We start from the raw sequence: 498 nt of genomic DNA on the forward strand, positions 1-498 counted from the left end.
ATCTAATTCATGTCTTGCCTGAAGAACCAAGGGGCTAATAGCCCCCAATACATACGGAAATATAGTCTTAAGTTTTTCTCTATGCTCTGTAGTGTCTGCTTTAAAGAATAAAACATCTGGATTTGCTATTATATTTTGTGGCTGAAAAATAAATGCCATTAAGTCACGAAAACTTGGACGACTGCGAAAATTATCATGTCCAGTTGGTTCAAATGCTAAATCTGATAAACCTGCCAAACGATCCAAGATTCCTTTCACATGTGTCATTGTACTATTTTTCTGAGGAGCTAATGAAGGTATAATTATTCCATCACCTTCTTCTATATACATTTCACTAGTCCCTTGCTGATTACCAGGTTCTTTACGTGCCAGTAATTTTGGACCTTCAGCCGTATCAATCAGTATACCAAACCATGAACATGATTCTCGAATGACACCAACTGGAATGGCACACTTATCAGAACATAGACAATAATCAATAATAGGGATAACAGCCGA

1 pseudogene is annotated in these 498 nt (G+C 36.9%); it reads right to left on the reverse strand.

Features of this window, described 5'->3' with window-relative positions:
* Positions 1–498, reverse strand: a pseudogene (locus IPZ49_RS23020) (DUF3732 domain-containing protein); the annotation flags it as partial.

The organism is Enterobacter cloacae complex sp. S2, from assembly GCF_015159675.1.
In the GTDB taxonomy this organism is placed as follows: Bacteria; Pseudomonadota; Gammaproteobacteria; order Enterobacterales; family Enterobacteriaceae; genus Enterobacter; species Enterobacter intestinihominis.